This window comes from Desulfobacter latus, from assembly GCF_013389365.1.
Lineage (GTDB): Bacteria > Desulfobacterota > Desulfobacteria > Desulfobacterales > Desulfobacteraceae > Desulfobacter > Desulfobacter latus.
The window spans coordinates 1-1826 of record NZ_JACADJ010000155.1; the positions used below are offsets into that span (position 1 = coordinate 1).

3 protein-coding genes are annotated in these 1826 nt (G+C 45.1%); all 3 read right to left on the reverse strand.

The window, feature by feature from the left end; genetic code table 11:
- Window positions 1-250: 250 nt before the first annotated feature.
- Entirely contained in the window at window positions 251-382 is a 132-nt protein-coding gene (locus HXW94_RS19965) for a hypothetical protein (protein WP_281357880.1), read from the reverse strand.
- Between the two features lie 69 nt (window positions 383-451).
- The gene (locus HXW94_RS18675; protein WP_178368399.1) at window positions 452-826 is read right to left on the reverse strand and encodes a hypothetical protein; all 375 of its coding nucleotides are present in this window, start codon (window positions 824-826) and stop codon (window positions 452-454) included.
- Window positions 827-925: 99 nt separating this feature from the next.
- Window positions 926-1651, reverse strand: coding sequence for an ATP-binding protein (locus HXW94_RS18680; protein WP_178368400.1), 726 nt, complete (start codon window positions 1649-1651; stop codon window positions 926-928).
- Window positions 1652-1826: the final 175 nt, after the last annotated feature.

Sequence of the window (1826 nt, forward strand, 5' to 3'; positions counted from 1 at the left end):
TAACCCTATATCTTTTCAAAGAACTTAAGGAATTATAGCAGAAAGAATGATATTGTGAAAGTGAAAAATTAGTTGCTCAAAATGAAAAATAACAATCAAGTTTTAAAAAGAAAATGACTATAGTTGACCGCTCCCCCCATGACCTTATAAAGGTTAATCAGGTTGCTTAAGTACGCCTGTTTCAGGACAATGGCGCCCTGCTCGGCGCTGAAAAGCGCCCGCTGGGAATCCAGAACAGCGAGGAAATCATCTATGCCGTATCTTCAGGCAGCATTCTGGAAGGGGCATCCCCCTGGATGTACACTTTCTTCAAACGGGTCTGGTCCATAAAGTCATTGACATAGGAGGAACCGTTACTTTTTATCACTACAAAAATAGACAAATATGCTCATTTATACAATTAACGGATACGCCTTCCAGTTTTTCATTTCAACAATGAAAGGAGCAACATTCAGACATTTTTTCCATCCATGAGTGGTTCCTCCCGGTATGTCAGGGACTCCAAAGGGCCTACCAACGTACCAAAAATCATGGCTGCCATCACATAGGGATCCACATCCTTGAACTGCCCTAAACGCATGCCCTCCCGGCAAACATGGACTAGGGGGATGATGACGGCGTCCATGCGATCTGTAACGGCCGCGGCGGCCGAACGATGGCTCTGGATATATTTAAAATAAAGCGGGTGTTCCTTCTGGAAATTAAATACATTCACCTTATCCATGGTAATGGGTGTTCCTTCCTGGATCATTGTCAGCACTGTTTTTACCACCTGATCCTTGAGCAGGCGGTTCATCATCTCTTTTCTTTTGGAAGGTGAATTCATTTTTCTTTTTAAAACTCGGGCGTTCTTTAGTGCCTTTAAAAAAATCCGTTATAATCAGAAATAATTTTCAACGTGTTCATTTTATTATCTCCAACTGACTTAAACGATCATCCGGTCAATAAAAGCATCCGGTGGACCTATTGTGACACCACGCTCATAAGGGTAGGCTTCATTGACCGGTGAAATAATCCATGCCCTGGTGATACCCAGGTCGGCAAGGGCATTCCAAAATCCCTTTCCCACATGGGGCGATGTGGATACCTTGCACTCCACGGCAATTCGCTGTCCGGCTTTTTCAAGAATCAGATCAATTTCCGTTCCCGAAGCGGTCCGGTAGAATGAGGGTTTCCAATGGGGTAACAGGGACAGAATATTTTCAATCACATAGCCTTCCCAGGATGCACCGTAAACCGGGTGCCCCAATAGTTCATTTTGGGAATCAATACCTAGAAGTGCGTGGAGCAGGCCGGTATCGCGGATATACACCCGTGGTGATTTTACCAGCCGCTTTTTCAGATTGGCTTCAAGGGGCGCAAGCACTCTCAGGATAAACGCATGGTCAAGCAGATCGACATAGGATCTTATGGTGTGGTGACTGAGGCCCAGTGATTCTCCCAGCTTGGAACTGTTCAGCAGTTGTCCGTGAAGATGGGCACACATCTGCCAGAACCTTTCCAGCCGCCGGGTTTGAATGCTCACCCCCATTTGAACTAGGTCCCGTTCCAGGAAGGTGCGGATAAAATCCTGCCGCCACTCAACGCTCTGTGTGTCATCTTCGGCCAGGTAACTTCTGGGAAATCCGCCCCTGAGCCAGTGGCGTCTCATATGGAGGCCATCTTTATCTTCCGGGATTTCCGTTAAATGAAACGGGGAACTTGGGGTTCGATCATTTTAAAGAGCAAATGAAAAAATTTAAAACATAAACAATTGAAACGAGAAAAGTTCCTTTATCCAACCAATATTTCCTGTTATAAATAAGAAACTAATGAACTTCAAGCCT